Genomic DNA, 18,459 nt, shown 5'->3' on the forward strand with positions numbered 1-18,459 from the left:
GGAAGCGTAGAATGGTTCATGGCGGGTGGGTTCTCCCAGAAATGAGGCGGATCGGATTCAACAACCAAATCCTAAGTCATCTCAGGCACTTGAGCTACACCCGCCAACCCTCCATGAATTTTCCGGGTTAGGTCCCTCGCCCATCTGGACGACGACCTGGACGCTCCACTTGTCGCCGACGCGTGATAGGATCTCGGTCACCGTCCGGCAGTTGGTGGGAACATGGATGTGACTGGGTGACATGAAAGTGCCTCCTTGCGCGACGCCCAGGAAGTTACTTAATGAGCCTCGGTTACAAAACGGAACTTAAGGGTTCCGGCCTTCGAATGCAAACCAAGGACATGTCATGAAGCCCAAGCTTCACATCATCATCGGCAGCACCCGCCCTGGCCGGATCGGCCCCAGCATCGCCCAATGGTTCAACGACTACACGGCCGAGCATGGCAAGTTCGAGCCTGTTCTGGTCGATCTGGCGGAGTTCAACCTGCCGGTCTTCGACGAGCCCGAGCACCCGATGAAGCAGAACTACCGCCATGCCCATACCAAGGCTTGGGCTGCGAGCGTGAGCGCCGCCGATGCCTTCGTATTCGTGACGCCGGAGTACAACTACGCTCCGCCCCCGGCTCTCGTGAATGCGTTCAATTACCTGTCCCGCGAATGGAACTACACTCCCGTCGGCTTCGTGAGCTATGGCGGCATTTCGGGCGGCCTGCGTTCGGTTCAGGTGGCGAAGCAGATCGTCACGACCCTGAAGATGATGCCGATTCCGGAAGGCGTGCCCATGCCGATGGTGTTCCAGAACCTGGACGAGACCGGCAATCTCAACGCTCCCGACATCTACAAGACCTCGGCGGCCACGATGCTCGACGAACTCTTCCGCTGGACGGAAGCGCTCAAATCGCTCCGGGCCGAGCGCAAGACTCCCCTGAAGGCTGCCGCTTAAACGCCGACCGATATCCGTCAAAGGAAAAGGCACCGCTGCAGCGAACAGCGGTGCCTTTGTCATTTCATAGCGGGCAATTCGTCAGAGACGCCCGGCCAGCGCATCCTCGAAGAGCTTGCGGGCGCTCTCCTTGGCGATCGGCACCGGATTGCCGCCGGCGGTGGGATCGTTGGGCGCCATCTCGGACATTTCGTCGAAACGAGCCGCATCGACCTTCAGGCCTTCCAGGGTGTGCGGCACGCCAAGATCCTTACGCAGTTGCAGCACCCAATCGAGGAAGGCGTGGAACGAAGGTTCCAGGCCGATATAGGCGGCGAGCCGCTCGATCCGGGTCTCGATGGCCTTGCGGTTGTAGACGAGCACATAGGGCATGAAGACCGCATTGGTCAGGCCGTGGTGGGTGTCGTAGAGCGCGCCGGTCGGATGCGAGAGGGCGTGAATCGCACCCAATCCCTTCTGGAACGCGGTAGCGCCCATGGCGGCGGCCGACATCATCTGCGCGCGGGCTTCGATATCCTTTCCGTCCTTGTACGCCCGCGGCAGGTATTCCTTCACGAGGCGGATGCCCTCGACCGCAATGCCGTCCGCCATCGGGTGATAGCCCGGTGCGCAATAGGCCTCGATGCAATGCGCGAGCGCATCGAGGCCCGTGCCCGCCGTGATGTGCTGCGGCATGCCAACCGTGAGCTCCGGATCGCAGATCACGATCTTCGGCATCATCAGCGGATGGAAGATCACTTTCTTGGTGTGGGTGGATTCCTGCGTGATCACGCCGGCGCGGCCGACTTCGGAACCCGTACCCGCCGTCGTCGGGACAGCGATGATCGGGAGAATGCCTTTCGGGTCGGCGCGGGTCCACCAATCGCCGATATCCTCGAAATCCCACATGGGACGGGCCTGGCCCGCCATGAAGGCGATGACCTTGCCGGCATCGAGCGCCGAGCCGCCGCCGAAGGCTACGACTCCGTCGTGCTTTCCGGCCTTCAGAGCCTCGAGACCCTTGTAGACATTGGTCTCGACCGGGTTCGGCTTGATGTCCGAGAAGATCGCGGCCCTCAGGCCGGCGCTCGTCAGTTGATCCAACGCCGCCTTCGTCATGGGCTGTGTGGCCAGGAATGGATCCGTCACGATGAGCGGCGCCTGCAGGCCAACCGACTTGCAGGCATCAGTGAGTTCGGAAATGCGGCCTGCGCCGAAGCGGATCGCGGTGGGATAGTTCCAGTTGGATCGGGGAGACGTGGTCATGATGCTTTCAATCAGATCTGGCGGAGGTGGTAGGATTTCGGACGGGTGAGCGAATCGTAGGCCAGTCGCGAAAGGCTCGCGCCGCGGCCGGTGTCCCTCACGCCTGTCCAGGCGAGCGCGGGATCGAGATAATCGCAGCGATTCATGAAGACAGTGCCGGTCTCCAGCTTTTCGCCGATGGCTTCCGCCGCATCGACATCCGAGGTCCAGATGGCGGCGGAGAGGCCATAGGGCGAGTCGTTCATGAGGCGGATCGCCTCCTCGTCGCCCTTGACCTTCATGATGCCGACGGTCGGGCCGAAGCTCTCCTCGCGCATGACGCTCATGGCATGGTCGACGTCGGTGAGCACCTGCGGCGCGAGGTAGGCGGAATTGCCGGCATCGGCCGGGAACTTCTTGGCGTCGATATGGGCCTTCGCGCCCTTTGCCACCGCTTCCGCGTTCTGCTGGCGCACCAGGTCGGCGAAGCGCTTGTGTGCCATCGGGCCGAGCGTCGTCGTCTCGTCGAGCGGGTTGCCGAGCACGTATGTGTTCACGAGATCGATCGCGCCCTCGACGAAGCGGTCGTAATGCTTCTCGTGGACGTAGATGCGCTCGATGCCGCAGCAGCACTGGCCCGAGTTGAAGAACGCGCCATCCACGAGGTTCTCGATGGCGTGATCGATGTTGGCATCCTCGCGCACATAGGCCGGATCCTTTCCGCCGAGTTCGAGGCCGAGCGAGGTGAACGTGCCTGCCGCTGCGCGCTCGATGGCACGGCCGCCGGAGACGGAGCCGGTGAAATTGCAGTGATCGACAAGACCGGAGCCCAGGATGCGGCTCGTCTGGTCGTGACTCAGGTGCAGGTTCTGGAACAGGCCCTTCGGCATGCCCGCCCGGTCCATTGCCATCTGAAAGCGCTCGCCGGCGAGCACCGTCTGCGAGGCATGCTTCAAGAGCACCGCATTGCCGGCCATGAGCGCCGGCACGATGGTGTTGATGGCGGTGAGATAGGGATAGTTCCAGGGTGCGATGACAAGAACGAGACCTACGGGCTCGCGCTTGATCATGCGGCGAAAGCCCGGCTTCTCGTCGTCGGCCGGGATGGGATGCAGGCTCTTCTCCGCAATCCCGATCATGTGGCGCGCGCGCTCCTCGACCCCGCGGAACTCGCCACCATAACGCACCGGGCGGCCCATCTGCTGGGCGATTTCGGGCACCACTTCCTGGTTCATCGCAAGCAACGCGTCGAGGAAGGCGGAGACCTTGCCGGCACGCTCCGACAGCGAGGTGTTTCGCCACGCCTTCTGCGCCTCTCGCGCCGAGGCAATAGTGGAATCGATGGCAGTCTCTGACATGATAGGACGGCGGACGAGCTCGCGTCCGTCGATGGGGGAAATGCAGACGATATCGGAATCGGCCATGATGTTATGTCTGAAAGACCATGATCCCAGAGAATCATGGTCTTCTCCTGTGCTTTGAGTCTGGATGAATCTTTTAGATGATCTCGAAGTAGCGGGCGAGTTGCCAATCGGTGATGGCCTTGCGGGCCTCACGCTCCTCCCATTCGCGCGTGGCCGCATAATGCTCGACGAAGGTGTCGCCGAAGAGTTCACGCGCAGCCTTGGAGCCCTTCAGACGCTCGGCGGCCTCGCCGAGGGAGCGCGGCAGGGCCCGCTCCTTGGGATGCTCGACCGCATAGGCATTGCCTTCGATGGGCTCACCCGGATCGATCCGGTTCTCGATGCCCCAGAGGCCGGAGCCGATCGCGGCGGCCAGCGCGATATACGGGTTGATGTCGGCGGCAGCGACCCGGTACTCCACGCGCTGCGACTTTTCGGAACCGGGAACGACGCGCAGGGCCGTGGTGCGGTTCTCGACACCCCAGGCAGAATCGGTCGGCGCCCAGAAGCCCGGAATCAGTCGCGTGTAGCTGTTCACCGTGCAGGCGACCATGGCGAGCAGTTCCGGCATCAGCTTCTGCTGACCGCCAACGAACCAACGCATGGTTTCCGACATGTTGTGCTTAGCCTGTGGATCGTAGAACGCGCCCTTGCCGGAGGTGATATCGCGCAAGGAGGTGTGCAGATGGCCGGACTGGCCAGGCCAGTCGCGCGACCACTTCGCCATGAAGGTCGCCATCCAGCCGCGGCGCTGCGCCAAGATCTTGGTGTAGGTCTTGAACAACGCCGCCTTATCGGCCGCCTTCAAGGCATCATCGACGCGGATCGCGGCCTCCAGAACACCGGGGCCAGTCTCCGTGTGCAGTCCCTCGATCTCGAAATCCATCCTGTTCGCGAGGTCGAGAAGCTCGTGATAAAAGTCCGCGTGAACGCCTGAGCGCAGCACCGAGTAACCGAAAAAGCCCGGCGTGATGCTCTTCAGGTCGCGATAGTTCTTCTCGCGCACGGAATGCGGCGTTTCCTCGAACAGGAAGAACTCGAACTCCGCTGCAGCCGAAACGGCAAAGCCCATATCCTCCGCTTTTTTCAGCACACGGCGCAGCACGCCGCGCGGACAGGCGGCCTCCGCATAGCCGTCGAACTCGGCGAGGAAGAAGGGCAGGTTGTTCTCGAAAGGAATGAGCCGCATGGTCTCCGGCAGCACCCGCACCGACGCGTCCGGATAGGCCGTATGCCAGCCGGTGAGCTTCGTGTTGTCGTAGAGCTGATCGTTGGAGTCCCACCCCAGCACCACGTCGCAGAATCCGAAGCCCTTCTCGAGAGCGGATTCGAACTTGTCGCGGGCAATGTACTTGCCGCGCATGATGCCGTCGATGTCGACAACGCCGACCTTCACGAAGGGAAGATCGCGGCTGCGCACGTATTCCGCAGCCTCGGCGGCATTCTTGATCTTGGGAGCGTCCATTCGAAAAACCTTGACCGAAGAGGAAAAATGGGAGCGCGCGCAACTGCGCGCTCCCGGTTCGCATCAATGGGACTTGTATTCGCTCTCGCCCTTGGTGAGCGCGAACTCCTCCTCCGGCGAAAGGATGAGCTTATGGCGTCCGATGAGCAGGAAATAGGCCATCATCACCGCATAGTAGATGGCGACGCCAATGACGGCTGTCTGGAAGACCGAGTCCGTCAGCTGGAAGTAGAGCGTCACCGCCGCGATCACCATGCAGATCACCGCGCCCGCGATGCCGAAGGGGCTGGTGTAAGGCCGATGCAGGCTCGGGAACTTCTTCTTGAGCACGATATAGGACATGCCCTGCATGAAGTAGGCGAGCATCGCACCTGCGACCGCCATGTTGAGCAGCGTGCCGCCGATGACGGTGGCACCCGCTTCGGCACCGCGCGCGAACCAGATGATCAGCATCACCACAAGACCGAGCACAGCGCCCGCGATCAGCGCCATATGCGGAGTCCTGCGCTCTCCGTGAGTAACCGACAGGAAGCTCGGGAAGTAGCCCGCCCGCGAGAGCGAGTAGATCTGCCGCCCGAAGGCGAAGATGATGGTGTGGAACGAAGCGATCAGTCCGATCACCGCAACCGCCGCCAGGATCTTCGCGATATCCGTGCCGAACAGGGTGCGGAACCCGTCGAGCAGCGGCTCGCCGGACTTGCCGAGGCCTGCGGCGCCCGGCGCGATGCCCGTATTCAGGAAGAGCACGAGGAACGCGGACGCGATCAGTGTGAGGATACCGGCGATGATGCCCTTGGGCATGTCCCTCTGCGGATCGTGCGACTCCTCCGCCGCGAGCGGCAGCTGCTCGATGGCCAGGAAAAGCCAGACTGCGAATGGCAGTGAGGCCAGAATGCTGCCCACGCCCATGGGCAGGAACGGGCCGTTGCCGTTTGGCATCTCCGCACCATCAGGGCCTATGTTCAGCGCCCAGCGCGAGAAGTCGAACTGACCGGAGAACAGGACCGACAGGTAGAAGGCGGCAAGCACGGCAAGGGCCGCGAGTGTTACGCCCACCGTGACCTTGAACGAGAGCTCGACGCCGATGATGTTGAGCCCGACGAACAGCGCGTAGCACAGCACCCAGTAGACGGGCTGGAACGCCGGCGCCGTCTCGAAGATCGCCGACAGATACGAGCCGATGAAGAATACGATCACGGCGGGCGTGAGCACGAACTCGATATTCTCGGCAATGCCCGTGACGTATCCCGCCCACGGCCCCATGGAGGTGCGGGCGAAGGAATAGGCGCCACCCGTATGCGGCAGGGCCGGCGACATCTCGGCGAGCGAGAAGGTGAGGCCGAGATACATGATGGCGATGATGATGGTCGCGAAGAACATCGAGCCGAAGCCGTTCGCGAGACCCAAGTTCCAGCCCGAGTAATGGCCAGAGATCACCGCCCCGACGCCGAGCGCCCAGAGCGACCAGACGCGGGCATGACGCTTGAGACGCCGCGCTTCAAAATAGCTTTCATCCACCGTGGTGTAGGTAATGCCGGCAGAGCCCTGCGCTCCGGCCGGCGGGGCATGTACCCCGGTACTTCCTTGTCCGACTGACATCGAGTTGATCCTCCAAGAAGTTCTGTCTTTCGGGTCACGGCACATTCTGCGCCATGCCCGTCATCAGAGCGTCCGTGCCCCCTCCCTCAAAAGCGGCGCCAGACGGTTGGCCCACGACGCCTGTCCGTCTTGTGTGCGGATCAGGTCGTTGCGGATTTCGATCATCAGCGGAGGAAGGCCGCGCCTCTCGGCGTGGCGCTCAAGGGTGTGGAACACCCGATCCGCCGGTGAATAGGGTTCGTTCATGCCGACGACGAGTGCCGGATCCTGTTTCAATCCGGCCTCGACGCTGCGCGCATAGCGCTCATCATGGTTGAAGATCAGGCCGATCTGCCAAGGGCGCGGCACATCCCGGTAAACCGGTGTGAAGGAATGGATGGAGACGATTGCCATCAGCTGCCCTTCCGCCTCACGGGCCTTCGCGAAGGCGTCGACCGCGCCGTGAAACGCATCATATACCTCGCGTACGCGGGTCGACCGCTCCGTCTCATCGAGATCGACGTTGCCCGGAATCGTGGTGCGCTCGCTGAGCGTCCAGATCGAGTCAGGCGCGGACGGCTCCCGGTTGAGGTCGAGCACGAGGCGCGAAACGGTGGCATGGATCAGGGGCGCATCGAGCAGGCGCGAGAGTTCTTTCGCCACGCCAAGCGCCCCGGGGTCCCAGGCGATGTGGCTTGCGAGCTCGGCCGACCCGAGTCCCAGGGTGCCATAGCGCGCCGGAAGGCGGTTGGAGGCATGTTCGCAGATGAGCAGGATCGGTGAGCGTCCTTGCGGATTCTCCACGACGGCAACCGGCTGCTCTGCCGTTGCGGCAGAGGATGGATCGGCCGGCTTCCGACTCGCCTGCGTCATGCAGTTCTCCTTTGACCTGCCTCGAGGCAGGCCAGCCCCCGTTTGAACGCTTGATACGTTTCTTTTATTTTTCTCGCGTTCTGAAATTTCTGATACAGCTTTTCAAAAGCGTCAAGGAGGGGGTGTGAATCAATCCGGTATGCGTGACGACCATCGCCCCTCTCCAACCGATCCATCGAGCCTGGCCGAGCGCATCCGCCATGAGATGGATACCTTCACCCCCAGCGAGAAGCGTGCTGCCCATCTTCTCCTGAGCCATTATCCCTTCGCCGGGCTCGATACGGTGGCCGAGTTCGCTTCCCGGGCCGGCATTTCCGCACCGTCAGTCCTGCGATTCGTCACGCGGCTCGGTTTCGGCGGCTTTCCGGATTTCCAAAAGCATTTGCGCGGAGAACTGGAAGCCCAACTTCTCTCGCCGCTCGCCAAGGCGGGTCCCTCCGACAAGGGCCAGGGTGCGCCGGCGCTCGCTTCCTTTGCGGAAGCCGTCATCGGGAACTTGCGGGCGACGGTGGAGAACATCGCCCCGGCGGAATTCGACGCGGTCGTGGCGCTGCTGTCGGATCCGCGCCGACACATCCATTTTACCGGAGGGCGCTTCACCGGGGCGCTCGCGCGCTATGCCGAGAGCCATTTCCGCATCGTGCGCAGCCACGTGGATTTCATCGAAGGCCAGCCCGTCCTCTGGCGCGACCGGCTGATCGAGATCGGCCGCAAGGACGTGATCGTCGCCTTCGACATCCGCCGCTATCAGGAGGATGTCACGGCGCTGTGCGAGACGGCCGCGAAGCAGGGCGCGACGGTCGTTCTTCTCACCGATCCCTGGCTCTCACCCATCGCCCGCGTCGCCCGGCACGTGCTGCCGGCGCACATCGTGGCGCCCTCCAACTGGGACTCGTCCACCGGTCTCCTGCTCCTGACGGAGGCGCTCGTCGCGGCCGTCACCAAACACCTGTGGGACACCGCCAAGCCACGCATGGAGGCGGTCGAGCGGCTGCGGAGCGGGAGATCGTAATGGCCTATTCCGCGGCTTCCGGCTGGCGTCGTTGCAGCCACGCGATGAGAAGCGGCAGAACCAGTCCGATGCCCAGGAAGCGAACGAGGTGGTGGATGCCCACATAGAGCGGATCGAGTCCGAGGATCAGCGCCAGCACGGTCATGGCTTCGAGTCCACCGGGGGCGAAGGCCACGAGTCCGTTGGCGAAGCTGACCCCTGCGAGCCAGGCCGCGACACCTGCGAAGAGCGCGGCCACCACCATGCCGACCGTGAAAGATCCGAAAGCCGCCACCAGCGCTCGCCTCAGGGTCGAGCGCTGGAGATTGCGGAACCGTTCGGCGATGAAGAGCCCGATCAGCACGAGGCCGCCCGTGGCGATGACCGGAGGGATGACGCCCGTCACCCATTCGGTGCCATGGCTGACGGAACTGACGATGGTGGCGCCGAGCAGGATCGGAGCGGCCACTTTCAGCCGGTTGAACACCGTCCCCAGAGCGAGCCCGCCGAGAAGAATGAAGGCCATGCCCTCCGGGCTCTCGATGGGAAGCCCCTCCCCGATCAGAGCGCCGCCATTACCCCCGCCGCCCGTGACAACGACGAGGCTCGGCAGGAGCGCGATGAGGACGAAGAGACGGAAGTTCTGCACGATGGCGATGGAGGCGACCTCCGCGTTCCGGTCGGCGGCCACCGCCAGAACAGTCGAGAGGGCACCGGGCACGGAGGCCAGCACCGCATCGGCCTTGCGCCAGCCCGACATGCGCGTGAGCCAGGCAGTCGAGGCGGCCGAGATCGCCACGACGCCGATGACAAGGAGGATGAGGCTGCCCGGATAGCGGCCCATGGCGGCGATGGCGGCCGGCGAGACCGCTGCCCCCATGGCGGCGCCGGAGGTCAGCATGGCGGCATCGGCAAGCGCCTTCGGCAGGGGCACGGCCCAACCGGTGAGGCCCCAGAGCGTGGCCGCGATAGCCGAGCCCGACAGCCAAGCGGCCGGAACGCCGAGCCCGTGGAAGACGAGCCCGCCGAGAGCGGCAACCAGGATCTGGATGAGATGGGCGAGGACGAGACGCATCACGGCTCTGCTCATGAACGTCCTTCACCGTCGCGTCAAATGCCGATGGTGCGCAGATGCCATGCGGTCACGATCTGCCCGTGCCTAGCGTATCGTGCGGAACAATGACCCCGGTTTCCGCACCGAACGGTGCGCTATCAAAGAGTGAGCATTGCAGAGATCTTAAAAGCCTGCTGAGATTGCGCTCACTCAAACAAGACGTGGAGGAAACGGTGCTGCACGGAATCGACCCGGCGCTCAATGCGGATCTGCTGTATGTGCTCCAGGCCATGGGCCATGGCGATGATCTCGTGATCTGCGATGCCAATTTTCCCGCTGATTCCATCGCGCGCCAGACGACCTACGGCCGGTTGATCCGCACGGACAATATCGGCTCGCCCCAGGCTATCCGCGCCGTCCTCTCGCTGATGCCCCTCGACAGCTTCGTCGAATATCCCGCAGAGCGCATGGAGGTCGTCGGCAATCCTGACGAACTCCCGGCCATTCAGCAGGAGGCCCAGACCGCGATTGATGCGGTGGCGCAACGCGATGCCGGACGCGACACGTGGCCGATGGGTTCGGTCGAACGCTTTGCGTTCTATGAGCGCGCGAAGAAGGCCTATGCCATCGTCGCAACCGGCGAGCGCCGCTTCTACGGCTGCTTCATCCTGAAGAAGGGTGTGATCCCGCCTCCGTAGAGAACCAAGCTCAGGCCACGAGCCTTGGCAGGGCCTCGCTGATGCGGCGGACCGCTTCTTCCACATCCTCGGGCCTGCGCAGGTAGCACAGACGCAGGTAGCCCTCGCCGGCTTCCCCGAAGGCAGAGCCCGGCGCGAGGCCGACATTGGCCTCGTCGATGAGCCGGAAGGCGATGTCCTTCGAGTTCGTTGCGCCCTTGATCTTCAGGAAGGCGTAAAAGGCGCCGCTCGGCGGCGCCAGTTCCACGAGGCCCGTCTCCGCCAAGCGTCCGACGATTTCCCGTCCGTAGCGTGCCTTGGCGATCTGGTCGGCCAGGAAGCTCTCACCCTGCTCGATGGCGGCGACGCCTGCGCGCTGGATGAAGACCGGCGTTCCGGACGTCTGGTACTGCACGAGGTTCTCGATGACCTGCCCCAAACCCAGTGGGGCCTCCAGCCAGCCGAGGCGCCAGCCGGTCATGGCCCAGTTCTTCGAAAAGGTCTGGATGAAGAGGATCTTGTCCTCCGGCTCCATCACATCGCGGAAGGATGGCGTGCGTCCATCGATGGAGAGCGCCGGGTCATGGACGAAACGGCTGTAGATCTCGTCTGCCATGATCCAGAGCCCATGACGCCGGGCCAGATCGAGTACGGTGCGAAGATCCGCATGGCTTGCGACCCATCCGGTGGGATTCGAGGGCGAGTTGATCACGAGGACGCGCGTCCGCGGCGTGATCGCCTTTTCGAGCCGCTCGAAATCGAGATGCCAGCCTTTGGCGTCGATCGTCATCGGCACCGCGACGGGCCGTGCACCGGCAATCGTGATCGCACCGGCGAAATTCGGCCAGGCGGGCGTCGGAACCAGGACCTCGTCGCCGTTGCCGGCGAGCATGCGGAAGGCGAGCTGCATCGCGGGCATGCCGCCGGAGGTGACGAAGAAGCGCTCGGGATCGAAGGCTTTGCCGTAGACCTGCTCGTGGTAGCCGGCGATGGCCTGGCGCAGTTCGGGAATGCCGCGCTGGTAAGTGTAGAAGGTCTCGCCCTTCGCGAGCGATTGGGCGGCTGCTTCGCAAATGAAGGACGGTGTCGGCAGATCGCCCTCGCCCACCCAGAGCGGGATGATGCCGGGCTTCAAGCGGCCGTAGCTGAAGACGTCGACGATCCCGCTCGTCGGCGCCTGCTCCGCTTCGGGGCGCAGGCTGAGAACGGATGGAATCGAGACGGACGCATTCATCGGAGACTTCCTCGAAAGACAGGCGAACAGGGATGGCCCGTTCGCCCGCTCAAGGCAAGCCTCGAACGCGTCTTATGACAAAAGACGAAGGGTCCAATCGAAACCGGTGATGGGTTTCAGGCTGTCCGGCCAGTCTTCAAGAGGTCGCGGATCTCCGTCAGCAGCTTCACGTCGGCCGGAATTTCCGCAGGCTTATCTGCCGTCCCGGTCTTCGCATCCTCCGCGCGGCGCAGGCGGTTCATACCCTTGACCAGGAGGAAGAGGATCCAGGCGATGATGGCGAAGTTGATGGCGACCGTGATGAAATTGCCCCAACCGAGCACGGCCCCCTGCTTCTTGGCTTCGTCGAGCGACCCCGCCGTGATGTTGCCTGTCAGGGCCGTGAAGTAGTTCGAGAAGTCAAGGCCGCCAGTGACGGCCCCGATGATGGGCATGAAGATGTCGCCGACGAGAGAATCCACGATCCTGCCGAAGGCGGCACCGATGATAATGCCGATGGCAAGATCGACCACATTGCCGCGCAGGGCGAATTGCTTGAATTCATTCCACATGACCGCACCTCTTTGCTTAGCCCCAAGCTAAAGCTGCCCGATCTGGGAATTTCGTCAAGCTTCCCGGCTGGCTAAAAGATCCTGCAGGTCGAGGCGCTGCGTGACCATCGCGAGTTCGCCATCGGCGGTTCTCGGCCACTGGTCTTGCGGACGGTCGACATAGAGCTCGATTCCGTTCCCGTCGGGATCGCTCAGGTAGAGCGCCTCGCTCACCCCGTGGTCGCTCGCGCCTTGCAGGGGAATGCCAGCCTGGGCCAGCCGATAGAGGGCATCGGCGAGGGCTGCCCGCGTCGGATAGAGGATCGCCACATGATAGAGGCCCGTGGTGCCGGGAGGCGGTGGGGAGCCGCCCTTGCTCTCCCAGGTATTCAGACCGATGTGGTGATGATAGCCGCCCGCCGAGACGAAGGCGGCCTGGGTACCGTAGCGCTGAATCAACTCGAAGCCGAGTACGCCGCAATAGAAGGCAAGCGAGCGTTCGAGATCGGCCACCTTCAGGTGAACATGGCCGATCCTGACGCCGGGATCGATGGGGCGTGCCACCGGCGTTCCGGTGACATCATGGGAAATGGGCTTGACCATGGGGGGTGCCTCAGGCTGACCGCGTGGACAACGCCGGAGCAGTCTTCGCCGATCCGGCCCGCACCGCAAGGGCGCCGTCGCCCAGGAGAGCCTGCGTCACGAGAGCCGCGATCCAGAACGCCAGGTATTCCCAGCCGCCATTCGGATTGTTGAAGAAGAACCCGGCCGGGCCGTGGACGAATGCAATGGCGCCGAGAAGGACCGGGATCAGGGCCAGCGAGACCCAACGGGTGAAGAACCCGACGATGAGGGCAATACCACCGGCCGTTTCGGCTGCAATGGTCAGGTAGGCCAGGGCCGGAGGCAGGCCGAGGCTGCCGAAGAATTGGGCCGCGCCAGCCGGCGTGAACACGAAGACCTTGAGGCCCGCGTGGGCGAGGAACAGGATTCCGAGCGTGATGCGCAGGATCAGGGCGGCGTAGGGAGCGGTGCGGGTATCGACCATGGGAGATCTCCTGAATTGGGTCCTCCCCTATGATCTCAAACTCAGAATATGATAATCCTTGCTTCAGAATATCACTTCACACCAAGAGAGTGAGATCGTTGCGATGCTCGACCGCGTTACCGGCATGCAGGTCTTCGTTCGCGTCGCGACGCTCGGCAGTTTCTCGGCGGCGGCGCGCGCCCTCGACCTGTCTCAGACCATGGTGACGAAGCATGTGGCAGCCCTCGAAGACCGGCTCGGCGTCAAACTGCTGCACCGGTCCACGCGCAAGCTGGTGCTGACGGAGGGCGGCCGGAACTATCTCACTGCCTGCGAGCGCATTCTCGCCGAGATCGAGGAGGCGGAGGCCTCCGCGAGCCTCGACCGCGTCGAGCCGAGGGAACGCTGCGGCTCAACGTTCCCCTCACCTTCGGCTTCCGGCAGGTCGTCCCGGCTCTCACCGAGTTCAGCCGGCTTTATCCCGCCGTCTCGTTCGACCTCGGCTTGGCCGACCGCTATGTCGATCTCATGGAGGAGGGATGGGATCTGGCGATCAGGATCGGGCGGCTGAAGGATTCGAGCCTCGTCGCGCGGCGACTCGCCGCCTGCCGAACCATCATCTGCGCCTCTCCCGCTTATCTGAAGCAGCACGGAATTCCGCAAACCGTGGACGATCTCGCCCAACACAATTGCCTCGGCTATACCCTGCCGAGCGTCATCGGGGCGAACCGGTGGGCGTTCGGCATCGACGGTGATATCGTGGTGCCGATCCAGGGCAATCTGCGGGCCAACAACGGCGACGCCCTGCTGGCTGCAGCCGTCGCCGGACAGGGGCTGATCTATCAGCCCACCTTTATCGTGGGCGACAGTCTGCGCGAGGGCAGCCTCGTTCCGGTTTTGAGCAACTATCCGACCTATGAGCCCGCCATCCATGCCGTCCTGCCATCGGGCCGACAGGCTCCGGCCAAGGTCCGCGCCTTCGTGGCGTTCCTGGCCGAACGCTTCGGGCCGGAGCCGGAATGGGACCGGGACCTGTGACTGCACCCGCCATGGCTTTCACGCCCTTAACCCGCTAAAGCTATTTTACATTTGCTTGTGAGGGTTGAGCCTATGGTTGCCACCTGGGCCGTCGTGTTGTCGGCGCTGGTTTATCTCTGCTTCCTGTTCACAGTGGCCCATTGGGGCGACGGCGGCGGGCGGCGCTTCATTCAGGGCCCGGCCCGCTCTACCATCGCGGCCCTTGCGCTTGCGGTCTATTGCACGTCCTGGACCTTCTTCGGATCGGTGGGGCTTGCGAGCCATTCCGGCTTCGACTTCCTCGCCATCTATATCGGCCCAATCCTCGTCATCGGCCTGGGCTATCCCCTCGTTGCCCGGATCGTCAGGGTGGCGAAGACGCAGAATATTTCCTCCATCGCCGACTTCGTCGCGGCTCGCTACGGCAAGAGCGAGCGGGTCGCCGCCCTGGTCAGCCTGATCGCGCTCGTCGGCTCCATTCCCTATATCGCGCTGCAATTGAAAGCGGTCTCGTCCTCGCTCGACGTGTTCCTGGGTGCGGCCAACGAGGCGTTTCCGTCGCAGCTTCCCTTCATCGGCGATCTCGCCTTCGTCGTCGCCCTCGTGCTGGCGGGCTTCGCCGTCGCGTTCGGCACCCGCCACACGGATGCGACCGAGCACCAGAACGGGCTCCTTCTGGCGATCTCCATCGAGTCGGTGGTGAAGCTCATCGCCTTCCTGGTCGTCGGCGTCTACATCACCTTCGTGATGTTCGACGGCTACGATGCCATCGTGCAGCGGCTCCATGCGCAGGGGACCAGCGCGGACCTGATGGGACGAACCTCGGGGTTCGGCAGCTACATCACCCTCATCCTGCTCTCGACCTGCGCGGCGCTTCTCCTACCGCGACAGTTCCACGTGACGGTGGTCGAGAATCACGACATCGCGGATCTGAAGCGCACCGCCTGGCTGTTTCCGCTCTATCTGGTCCTCATCAACCTCTTTGTGATCCCGATCGCGCTTGCAGGCCTCGGCTCGTTTCCCGAAGGCACCATCGACCGCGACATGACCCTGCTGGCGCTGCCGCTCAGCGACAAGGCGGGCATCGTCGCGGTTCTCGCCTTCCTCGGCGGTTTCTCGGCCGCGACGGCCATGGTCATCGTCGATTCCGTCGCCGTGGCGGTGATGATCTCGAACCATCTCGTCATGCCCATCGTCTTGCGGCGGCGCGCCTTTGCGGGCGTCGATCCCGGCAGCTTCGTGATCGGCGTGCGGCGCATCTCGATCGTTCTCGTTATTCTCCTCGGCTATGTCTATTACCGCGCCTCCGGTGAAGCGGCGCTTGCGGCCATCGGCCTCTTGTCCTTCGCGGCTATCGCGCAGGTCGCGCCCGCCTTTCTCGGTGGGCTCATCTGGTCACGCGGCACGGCGTTCGGCGCCAGCGTCGGGCTCGTCGTCGGCTTCCTCACCTGGGCCTACACGCTTCTCCTCCCGAGCCTCGTCTGGGATGGCGTGTTCTGGTCCGACGTGGTCGTCACCGGCCCGTTCGGCATCACCGCTCTCAAGCCCACATCCCTGTTTGGCGTCGACCTGCCGCAACTCACCCACGGCGTCGTCTGGAGTCTCACGCTCAACATCCTCTGCTATATCGGCTTCTCGCTGTGGCGGCCGGTGACCGCGATGGAGCAGATCCAGGCCAATGTCTTCCTGGGCGAGGCGGCCGCCTCCGCGGCACCAAGCTTCCGCCTGTTCCGCGCCAGCGTCACCGTCGGCGAGTTGCGCGCCACCGTCGCCCGCTACCTCGGCGAGGAGCGGACGAACCGCTCCTTCGAGGGCTTCACCCATAGCCGTGGACAGAATCTGGAGCCGCGTGCGGAAGCCGATGTCCATCTTCTGCGCTATGCGGAACACCTCCTGGCCTCGGCGATCGGCACGGCATCGTCGCGCCTGGCGCTGTCGCTGCTGCTGCGCCGACGCACCGTTTCCACGGAAGCGGCCCTCAAGCTGCTCGACGATGCCTCCGCGGCGATCCAGCACAGTCGCGATCTTCTCCAGCATGCGCTCAACTATGCCAAACAGGGCATCACCGTGCTCGACAGCGACCTGCGCCTGCTTGCATGGAACCAAGCCTTCATCGATCTCTACGACATGCCGCCCAATTTCGTTCACGTCGGCATCAGCATGGAACGCATCGTTCATTACAATGCCTCGCGCGGATCGTACGGACCCGGCAGGATCGACGAACTCGTCGCCGCCCGCCTCCACTCCTTCCGCCACGATGTGGAGCCCGTGCGCCTCAGGCTCTATCCCTCCGGCAAAGTCATCGAGATCCGCTCGAATCCGCTCCCCGATGGCGGCCACGTGACCACCTACACGGACGTGACCGAAACCGTTCTGGCCGAGGAGGCGAGCCGCCGTGCGAATGAGACCCTGGAGCAGCGCGTGCGCGAGCGAACCGAGGAACTGACGCGTCTCAACGAAGCACTGCGAAGCGCCAAGGCCGAGGCCGACGAGGCGAACATCTCCAAGACCCGCTTTCTCGCCGCCGCCTCGCACGACATTCTGCAGCCGCTCAACGCGGCGCGGCTCTACGCGGTCTCGCTCGTGGAGCGGGATCGCGAGGCGGGCGATGGGTTGCTTGCCGAGAACATCGACGCCTCGCTCGATGCGGTGGAGGAAATCCTCACGGCGATCCTCGACATCTCGCGCCTCGACACGGGCGCCATGAAGCCGCAATGGTCGAGCTTCCGCATCGATGAACTGTTCCGCCAGTTGCAGCGGGAATTCGAGCCTGTGGCCCGCAACAAGGACCTGAAACTCACTTTCGTCCCCTCCTCCCTGACGGTACGCTCCGACCGGCGCCTGATGCGGCGCCTGCTGCAAAACCTGATCTCCAACGCGATCAAGTACACGCCGTCGGGCCGCGTGATCGTCGGCGGACGCCGGCGCGGCGGTCATCTCGTGCTGGAGGTGTGGGATACGGGCCTCGGCATTCCGCCGTCGAAGCAGCGCATCGTGTTCCGCGAGTTCCAGCGCCTCGATCAGGGCATGAAGGCCGCGCGCGGTCTCGGCCTCGGCCTCTCCATCGTCGAGCGCATCGGCCGCGTGCTCAAGCATCCGATCACGTTGAATTCGGAAGTGGGGCGCGGCTCGGTGTTCCGGGTCGAGGTGCCGGTGGTGGCGGCTCTTCCGGCAACCGCCGCGACACCCGAGCTGCCCAAGCCTGCCGCGACGGTGCTGTCGGGCCTGCGCGTCCTCGTCATCGACAACGAGCCGGCCATCATCGAAGGCATGCGCCTGCTTCTTTCGGGCTGGGGCTGCGATACCTGGACGGCGTCCGATCTCGAGACCGCACATCGGGCACTGAGAGCGCACAAGGCCGTGCCGGAGGTGATCATCGCGGATTATCACCTCGATGACACGGACGGCCTCGAACTCATCAAGGCCCTGCGTTGGAAGACCCAGGTCGACACGCCCGCCGTGCTCGTGACCGCCGACCGCACGCCCGCCGTGCGTGACGCCGCCGCCGCGATGAACATCCACGTGCTCAACAAGCCGCTGAAGCCGGCAGCCTTGCGGGCGCTTCTGACGCAATGGCGGGCGACGAAGGTCGCGGCGGAGTGAGTGCCGTCTTCCCGGCATGCCCGCAGGTGCTGCGGGCATTCACGTCTTGAAACTGCTGTGGTTTCGAAGACGTGGATGGCCGGGCCAAGCCCGGCCATGACGCCGGAGTGAAATCGGTCTTATAGACCCTTCGTCGGTTTCAATGCCCAATCGACAGCCGCAAGCGCATGGATCGTCGTCGTGTCGAACAGCGGCACGGCGCTGTCCTCGTCGGAGACCAGCATCATGATCTCGGTGCATCCGAGGATCACGGCCTGCGCGCCGCGCTCGATCAGACACGCGATGATCGCCCGATAGGCCTGCCGCGATTCCGGCCTGATCTGTCCGAGCACGAGCTCCTTGTAGATGATCTCGTGCACGATCCTCCGGTCGTCTTCGTCCGGCACGATGACCTCGAGCCCATGGTGCTCATGCAGGCGGCCCTTGTAGAAATCCTGCTCCATGGTGAAGGCCGTGCCGAGAAGGCCGATGCGCTCCAATCCTGCAGCCTTGATCCTGCCGGCCGTGGGATCGGCGATGTGCAGAAGCGGAATGCTCACGGACGCGGAGATCGCATCGGCGAGGCGATGCATGGTGTTGGTGCACAGAACGATGAAGTCCGCCCCGCCGCGCTCCAGCCTCACCGCCGCCGCCTTCATCTCTGTCGCGAGGCGATCCCAATCCCCTTCGTGCTGCAGCCGCTTGATCTCCTCGAAATCGAGGGAATACATCAGGCATTGCGCCGAGTGCACGCCGCCGAGCCGCCGGTTCATCTCCCGATTGATGATGCGGTAATACTCGGCCGAGCTTTCCCAGCTCATGCCGCCGATAAGGCCGATGGTCGCCTGTCTCATGGCACGT

At 63.8% G+C, this 18,459-nt stretch carries 15 protein-coding genes and 1 pseudogene; 5 read left to right on the forward strand and 11 right to left on the reverse strand.

The features are described from left to right. Positions 1-346 precede the first annotated feature (346 nt). Positions 347-943: an NADPH-dependent FMN reductase gene (locus FS320_RS08410; RefSeq protein WP_152710777.1), complete on the forward strand. Its 597-nt coding sequence runs from the start codon at positions 347-349 to the stop codon at positions 941-943. An 81-nt stretch (positions 944-1,024) separates the two neighbouring features. Here the strand turns inward: FS320_RS08410 and FS320_RS08415 are convergent, their stop codons facing one another. The 5 genes from FS320_RS08415 to FS320_RS08435 all read right to left on the reverse strand — a co-directional run bounded on the left by FS320_RS08415 (position 1,025) and on the right by FS320_RS08435 (position 7,486). Next, a complete protein-coding gene (locus FS320_RS08415) occupies positions 1,025-2,188 on the reverse strand; it encodes an iron-containing alcohol dehydrogenase (protein WP_152710779.1) in 1,164 nt (387 codons plus the stop codon). Positions 2,189-2,199: 11 nt separating this feature from the next. Continuing rightward, positions 2,200-3,591, reverse strand: a complete 1,392-nt coding sequence (locus FS320_RS08420; protein WP_152710781.1) for an aldehyde dehydrogenase family protein — start codon at positions 3,589-3,591, stop codon at positions 2,200-2,202. A 73-nt stretch (positions 3,592-3,664) separates the two neighbouring features. Continuing rightward, positions 3,665-5,035, reverse strand: coding sequence for a glutamine synthetase family protein (locus FS320_RS08425; protein ID WP_152710783.1), 1,371 nt, complete (start codon positions 5,033-5,035; stop codon positions 3,665-3,667). A gap of 63 nt (positions 5,036-5,098) precedes the next feature. Further along, on the reverse strand, positions 5,099-6,634 hold the full coding sequence (locus FS320_RS08430) for an amino acid permease (protein WP_152710785.1): 1,536 nt from the start codon (positions 6,632-6,634) through the stop codon (positions 5,099-5,101). 63 nt (positions 6,635-6,697) lie between these two features. Then, the gene (locus tag FS320_RS08435; protein WP_152710787.1) at positions 6,698-7,486 is read right to left on the reverse strand and encodes an N-formylglutamate amidohydrolase; all 789 of its coding nucleotides are present in this window, start codon (positions 7,484-7,486) and stop codon (positions 6,698-6,700) included. A gap of 124 nt (positions 7,487-7,610) precedes the next feature. Between FS320_RS08435 and FS320_RS08440 the strand changes: the two genes are divergently transcribed. Further along, complete coding sequence (locus FS320_RS08440) at positions 7,611-8,498, forward strand: MurR/RpiR family transcriptional regulator (RefSeq protein ID WP_338105308.1); 888 nt, start codon at positions 7,611-7,613, stop codon at positions 8,496-8,498. Between the two features lie 4 nt (positions 8,499-8,502). On the opposite strand, the gene FS320_RS08445 is transcribed toward FS320_RS08440, so the two are convergent. Next, positions 8,503-9,567: an AbrB family transcriptional regulator gene (locus FS320_RS08445; RefSeq protein WP_244627041.1), complete on the reverse strand. Its 1,065-nt coding sequence runs from the start codon at positions 9,565-9,567 to the stop codon at positions 8,503-8,505. 197 nt (positions 9,568-9,764) lie between these two features. Between FS320_RS08445 and FS320_RS08450 the strand changes: the two genes are divergently transcribed. Further along, complete coding sequence (locus tag FS320_RS08450) at positions 9,765-10,229, forward strand: RbsD/FucU domain-containing protein (protein ID WP_162002880.1); 465 nt, start codon at positions 9,765-9,767, stop codon at positions 10,227-10,229. Positions 10,230-10,239: 10 nt separating this feature from the next. Here FS320_RS08450 and FS320_RS08455 read toward each other — a convergent pair whose 3' ends face one another. The 4 genes from FS320_RS08455 to FS320_RS08470 form a co-directional block, all read right to left on the reverse strand. After that, positions 10,240-11,442: a pyridoxal phosphate-dependent aminotransferase gene (locus FS320_RS08455; protein WP_152710791.1), complete on the reverse strand. Its 1,203-nt coding sequence runs from the start codon at positions 11,440-11,442 to the stop codon at positions 10,240-10,242. Positions 11,443-11,558: 116 nt separating this feature from the next. Then, the gene (gene mscL, locus FS320_RS08460) at positions 11,559-11,993 is read right to left on the reverse strand and encodes a large conductance mechanosensitive channel protein MscL (protein ID WP_152710793.1); all 435 of its coding nucleotides are present in this window, start codon (positions 11,991-11,993) and stop codon (positions 11,559-11,561) included. Between the two features lie 54 nt (positions 11,994-12,047). Beyond that, positions 12,048-12,575 carry a VOC family protein gene (locus FS320_RS08465; RefSeq protein ID WP_152710795.1) on the reverse strand — a complete coding sequence of 176 codons (528 nt, stop codon included), beginning with the start codon at positions 12,573-12,575 and terminating at the stop codon, positions 12,048-12,050. 10 nt (positions 12,576-12,585) lie between these two features. Then, on the reverse strand, positions 12,586-13,020 hold the full coding sequence (locus FS320_RS08470) for a DoxX family protein (protein WP_152710797.1): 435 nt from the start codon (positions 13,018-13,020) through the stop codon (positions 12,586-12,588). A 103-nt stretch (positions 13,021-13,123) separates the two neighbouring features. Between FS320_RS08470 and FS320_RS08475 the strand changes: the two are divergent. Further along, positions 13,124-14,037: pseudogene (locus FS320_RS08475) on the forward strand (LysR family transcriptional regulator). Positions 14,038-14,109: 72 nt separating this feature from the next. Then, positions 14,110-17,619 carry a PAS domain-containing hybrid sensor histidine kinase/response regulator gene (locus FS320_RS08480; RefSeq protein ID WP_152710799.1) on the forward strand — a complete coding sequence of 1,170 codons (3,510 nt, stop codon included), beginning with the start codon at positions 14,110-14,112 and terminating at the stop codon, positions 17,617-17,619. A gap of 119 nt (positions 17,620-17,738) precedes the next feature. Here FS320_RS08480 and FS320_RS08485 read toward each other — a convergent pair whose 3' ends face one another. Next, on the reverse strand, positions 17,739-18,452 hold the full coding sequence (locus FS320_RS08485) for an aspartate/glutamate racemase family protein (protein ID WP_152710801.1): 714 nt from the start codon (positions 18,450-18,452) through the stop codon (positions 17,739-17,741). Between the last annotated feature and the right edge of the window lie 7 nt (positions 18,453-18,459).

Source organism: Microvirga tunisiensis, assembly GCF_009296175.1.
Lineage (GTDB): Bacteria > Pseudomonadota > Alphaproteobacteria > Rhizobiales > Beijerinckiaceae > Microvirga > Microvirga tunisiensis.